Genomic DNA, 262 nt, shown 5'->3' with positions numbered 1-262 from the left:
CACCCCAATATGATAGAAATAAGAATATTGCGGTGATCGGAGGTTCAGGAAGTGGGAAGACATTTCGCTTTGTAAAACCCAATCTGATTCAGATGAATAGTTCTAATATTGTGGTGGATCCTAAAGATCACTTGGCCGAGAAAACAGGCAAACTCTTTTTAGAACATGGCTACCAAGTAAAGGTGTTAGATTTAGTTAATATGAAGAACTCAGATGGCTTCAATCCTTTTCGCTATATAGAGACAGAAAATGATTTGAATCG

The 262-nt window shown here is 37.4% G+C and carries 1 protein-coding gene; it reads left to right on the top strand.

Annotated features, from left to right (window positions below):
* A partial coding sequence (locus HMPREF2701_RS02930; protein ID WP_186821214.1) for a type IV secretory system conjugative DNA transfer family protein occupies positions 1 to 262 on the top strand: 262 nt, incomplete at both ends.

Origin of the sequence: Streptococcus sp. HMSC077D04, from assembly GCF_001808785.1 — a bacterium.
GTDB lineage: Bacteria > Bacillota > Bacilli > Lactobacillales > Streptococcaceae > Streptococcus > Streptococcus mitis_BX.
The sequence above is the reverse complement of the archived record's forward strand: the minus strand, read 5'-3'. Positions and strand labels throughout refer to the sequence as shown.